This is a genomic window from Ruminococcus sp., assembly GCF_045129435.1.
GTDB lineage: Bacteria > Bacillota > Clostridia > Oscillospirales > Acutalibacteraceae > Ruminococcoides.
Genome location: NZ_JBGVJL010000165.1, coordinates 1 through 4986 on the forward strand (window position 1 = coordinate 1; position 4986 = coordinate 4986).

Annotated in this window: 4 protein-coding genes; all 4 read left to right on the forward strand. The window is 40.9% G+C overall.

Going from position 1 to position 4986, the window contains the following annotated elements; genetic code table 11:
* Window positions 1-957 (forward strand): alpha amylase C-terminal domain-containing protein (locus ACJMMI_RS07815; RefSeq protein WP_405354741.1); only part of this gene is annotated, 957 nt, incomplete at its 5' end.
* Between the two features lie 74 nt (window positions 958-1031).
* The gene (locus ACJMMI_RS07820) at window positions 1032-2243 is read left to right on the forward strand and encodes a glucose-1-phosphate adenylyltransferase (protein WP_405354742.1); all 1212 of its coding nucleotides are present in this window, start codon (window positions 1032-1034) and stop codon (window positions 2241-2243) included.
* Window positions 2233-3342, forward strand: a complete 1110-nt coding sequence (gene glgD, locus ACJMMI_RS07825) for a glucose-1-phosphate adenylyltransferase subunit GlgD (protein ID WP_405354744.1) — start codon at window positions 2233-2235, stop codon at window positions 3340-3342. The genes ACJMMI_RS07820 and glgD overlap by 11 nt, the downstream gene beginning before the upstream one ends.
* 15 nt (window positions 3343-3357) lie before the next feature.
* On the forward strand, window positions 3358-4785 hold the full coding sequence (gene glgA / locus ACJMMI_RS07830) for a glycogen synthase GlgA (RefSeq protein ID WP_405354746.1): 1428 nt from the start codon (window positions 3358-3360) through the stop codon (window positions 4783-4785).
* Window positions 4786-4986 lie beyond the last annotated feature (201 nt).

A 4986-nucleotide genomic window follows, 5' to 3' on the forward strand; every position in this document is an offset into this window, starting at 1 on the left:
GCAATCGATTTTATCAAGCGTCTTAACAAGGCGGTACATATGTATCACCCGTCAGCACTCACATTTGCCGAAGAAAATACATCTTGGCCAAAGCTTACTCTTCCTATTGAAGAAGGCGGTCTTGGCTTTGACTACAAATGGAATATGGGTTGGATGAACGATACCCTCCACTATATGTCACTTGACCCGCTGTGGCGACCGTTCAACCACGATAACCTTACATTCAGCTTTTTCTATGCTTTTTCAGAAAGATTCATTCTTCCTATTTCTCACGATGAGGTCGCTCATGGCAAAGGCTCACTTATAAGCAAAATGCCCGGCGACTATGACAGCAAGTTTGCCGGTGTGCGAACATTTATTACATATATGTATGCTCATCCCGGTAAAAAGCTTGTATTTATGGGCAGTGAAATAGGTCAGTTTGACGAGTGGGATTCCGACTCAGGTATTCAATGGGATCTTCTCAAATTTGAAAAACATAATCAATTACATACATTTTTTAAGAAGATAAATAAGTTTTATCTTGAACATAAGCCACTTTACGAGCTTGATACCACTCCAAAGGGCTTTGAATGGATACACCGCAACGATTACACCCAAAGCGTTATAGCTTTCAGAAGAACCGACTCGGACGGCAACGAAATTATTGCAGTATGCAACTTCCAGCCTACAGTCCACGAAAACTATATGATTGGTGTTCCACACTTTGGCGAATATGAGGAAATCTTCAATTCCGATTCAGCAGAATTTGGCGGAACAGGTGTGTCAAACACAGGTACTCTTACAACTGTACCGATGAAAATTCACGGCTACAAGCAGGGACTTTCGCTTACCCTGCCACCGCTCGGAGTTATCTATCTTATGTGCACAAAAGAACTTGAATGTACTGAGGTAGAAACCGAAAAGCCACGAAAAACCGTTGTTCTCAATTCTGAGGCTACAAAAGTCGAAGAATAAAAATAAACTTATAATTGTAGGGTAAACAGCTCACTCTCGCCCTACTATTAAATAATCTCTGGAGGTAGAAATAAATGTTCCCTAAGAAGGAAGTAGTTGCAATGCTGCTTGCCGGCGGACAAGGCTCTCGTCTTGGCGTTTTAACAAGAAAGATTGCAAAACCTGCCGTTCCATTCGGCGGAAAATATCGAATTATTGACTTTCCACTATCAAACTGCGTAAATTCAGGTATCGAGGCTGTTGGTATTCTCACACAGTATCAGCCTCTCGTCCTTAATGAATACATAGGTAACGGTCAGCCTTGGGATCTTGACGGTATGCACTCAGGTGTAAACTGCTTAAGTCCTTATCAGGCTGTTGACGGTGCAGACTGGTACTCAGGTACTGCAAACGCAATTTTCCAGAATATTAACTATATTGACCGTTATGACCCTGAGTATGTTGTTGTATTGTCTGGTGACCATATCTACAAAATGGACTACAACAAAATGCTTGAATACCACAAGGAAAAGAATGCGGCTTGTACTATTGCCGTTATTGATGTTCCTCTTGAAGAAGCTTCAAGATTCGGTATTCTCAATACTCACGAAGACGGCGAAATTTACGAATTTGACGAAAAGCCGGAAAAGCCAAAAAGCACACACGCATCAATGGGTATTTACATTTTCAGCTACAAAGAGCTTAGAAAATACCTTATTGAAGATGATGAAAATGAAAACTCAAGCCATGACTTTGGTAAAGATGTTCTTCCTGCAATGCTCAATGCAGGTGAGCGTATGTTTGCTTATCCATTTGAGGGTTACTGGAAAGATGTAGGAACAATCGACAGTCTTTGGGAAGCTAATATGGATCTGCTCGACCCTAATGTTACCCTTGACTTAAAGGATATTTACTCAAGAAATCCAATGATGCCGCCACACTTTGTATCAAGTGATGCTGTTATTCAAAATTCACTTGTAGCAGACGGCTGTAATGTTTACGGCAACCTTGAATTTTCTATTCTTTTCTCAGGTGTTACTATTGGAAAGGGTGCAACAATCAACTCTTCTATCATTATGCCGGGTGCTGTAATTGAAGAGGGTGCAACAGTTCAGTTTGCGATTATTGCTGAAAACACTGTTGTTCGCAAGAACGCAGTTGTAGGTGCAAAGCCTGAGGATTTTGAAAACAGAGATGATTGGGGCATTGCTGTAGTAGGCGAAAATGCTGTTATTGACGAAGGTGCTGTTGTAAAGCCAAAGGAAATGATTGACAGATGTACGGAGGTAAAAGCAAATGAGATGTAATAATGTTTTGGGACTTATTTTTGCAGGCACTCTTGACGAGAAAATGCCTGACCTCACCTCCTCACGCACAATGGCAAGCGTTCCAATCGGAGGCAAATACAGAATAATTGACTTTGTTCTTTCAAATATGTCAAACTCAGGTATCAACAATGTTGGTGTAGTTGCTACAAAAAACTACCTCTCACTTGCTGACCACCTCGGCTCAGGCTCAGCTTATGACCTTTCAAAGAGAAGAAGCCAGCTTACACTTCTCACACCATACAACGGAAGCTCATTCTCAAGCTACCCAGAAACTATCTACAATATGCACGGCTATATTGAAAACAGCCGTGAGGAATATGTATTGCTCTCACCGGGCAACATTATTTCTAACTTCGACTGCACAGACCTTTTTGATTTCCACACCAAAAAGAATGCTGACATAACAGTAATTTACAACAAAATGGTTGTACCGTCAGGCTATGATCGTCCTATGACAATCAGCGTTGACGAAAACAGCAGAGTAAACAGACTTTTCCTCAATCCACAAAAGACTGATTCTGTAGAAAATGTTGTATTCGGTGCAATACTTCTGAAAAAAGATCTCCTTATGCAGGAAATCAATCAGGCTCTTGCCGTAAATCAGAAAGACATTAAAAATATCATTCAGGCTGCCGTTGGCAAGTACAATGTTTACGGCTTTGAGGACAAGGGATATACTGCTGCAATCACTTCTAATCAGGATTACTTCAACTTCAATATGGATTTAATCAAGAAAGAAGTAAGAGATGCACTCTTTAACCCACAGCGTCCTATTTATACAAAGGTAAGAGATGACGCTCCGTCACGCTACGGCCTTACAAGCAGCGTTAAAAATTCAATTATCGCTCAGGGCTGCGTAATCAACGGTGAGGTTGAAAACTGCGTTATTTCAAAGGGCGTATATATTGGTGAGGGTGCTAAAGTAAGCAACTCAATTATTATGCAGGACACAAAAATCGGTTGCAATACCAACCTGAATTATGTTATCATAGATAAGGATGTTACTATACAGGACGGTCGTTCACTTATGGGATATGACTCCTATCCTGTATATATAGCAAAAAAATCAGTAGTTTAATGGAGGTAAAATCAAATGAGAATTTTATATTGTGCATCTGAAGCAAATCCGTTTTGCGGAAGCGGCGGACTTGCAGATGTTGCAGGAAGTCTGCCACATACACTATGCAGAAAGGGACAGGACTGTAGAATTGTAGTTCCGCTTTACGGCACAATTCCGCAGGAGCTTAGAAATTCACTCAATTTCATCACAAACTTTACTGTTCCTGTTGCTTGGCGTCATCAGTATTGCGGACTTTTTTGGGCAAGATGGCACGACTGTACATATTATTTCATTGACAATGAATACTACTTTAAGCGTGGCACACTTTACGGTCATTATGATGACGCTGAGAGATTTGCATTCTTCTCAAGAGCAATTCTCGAAATGCTCCCATACATTGACTTCCATCCGGATATGATTCACTGCAACGACTGGCAGACAGCACTTGTACCTGTTTACTACTACCTGTTCTATTCACACAGACCATGGTACCACAACATCAAGAGCTTGTTTACAATCCACAACATTCAGTATCAGGGCGAATACGGTTGGGAAGTTAATACAGAGTGTGTTGGTATTCCGGCTAACGAAACAAAAATTCTTGAGATGAATGGTAAACTCAATATGATGAAGGGTGCTATTGAAACCGCAACAAGAGTTTCTACAGTTTCTCCAAGCTATGCGGCTGAAATTAAAGACCCATGGTTTAGTTGGGGACTTCATGACGAGCTTAACCTCCGTCACTACAAGCTTTGCGGTATTAAAAACGGTATTGATACTGAAAGCTATAATCCTGAAACCGACTACCAGCTCTATCGCAACTACTCAAAGGACGATATGAGTGGCAAGGGTGAGTGTAAGAGAGCATTACAGGAGCGTCTTTGCCTTGAGCAGCGTTGGGATGTTCCAATGGTTGGTATGGTAACAAGACTTGTAGGTCATAAGGGACTTGACCTTGTAAGAATGGGACTTGAAGAGCTTATGAATACCGAGAATATGCAGTTTGTAATTCTCGGCTCGGGTGATAAGGAATACGAAGATTACTTTAACTATATGCAGGCAAAATATCCCGGCAGACTTTGCTTCTGTCACGGTTTTGTACCTGAACTTGCAAGAAAGATTTATTCAGGTGCTGATATATTCCTTATGCCATCTGCTCAGGAGCCATGTGGTCTTGCACAGATGATTGCACTCCGTTACGGTACAATCCCTGTTGTTCGTGAGGTTGGTGGCCTTAAAGACTCTGTATTCGACAGTGCAGATAATTACGGCAACGGCTTTACATTCAAGAATTACGATACAGCAGATATGGTAAATGCTGTAAGAAGAGCTTTGTGGGGTATTCACGATGACGCAGGTTGGCATCAGCTTATGTGGCGTGCTATGATGAGTGACAACAGCTGGGATCGTTCAGCTAATGACTACATCAATGTTTATAACGATACTCTTAATTGGGCATAATTTTTAATCTAAACATCTTCCCTCTCTGATTTTTCAGAGAGGGATTTTTGTTATGTAAAGAGCTTTTTTATTACGAGAAGATAGTTTGCAAACTAATAATTTTCTTGTTCCCGACAATAACTTAGTAATGGTCGGGAATTAAAAGTATTAAGATTGACTATGCTTTCTGCTCGGACAAAGAAATTTAGGTCGAGCCTTTTT

Excerpts from the sequence above, each read along its gene's own strand:
- ACJMMI_RS07820 (WP_405354742.1), top strand. The coding sequence starts at position 1,032 with ATGTTCCCTAAGAAGGAAGTAGTTGCAATGCTGCTTGCCGGCGGACAA.
- glgD (WP_405354744.1), top strand. The coding sequence starts at position 2,233 with ATGAGATGTAATAATGTTTTGGGACTTATTTTTGCAGGCACTCTTGAC.
- glgA (WP_405354746.1), top strand. The coding sequence starts at position 3,358 with ATGAGAATTTTATATTGTGCATCTGAAGCAAATCCGTTTTGCGGAAGC.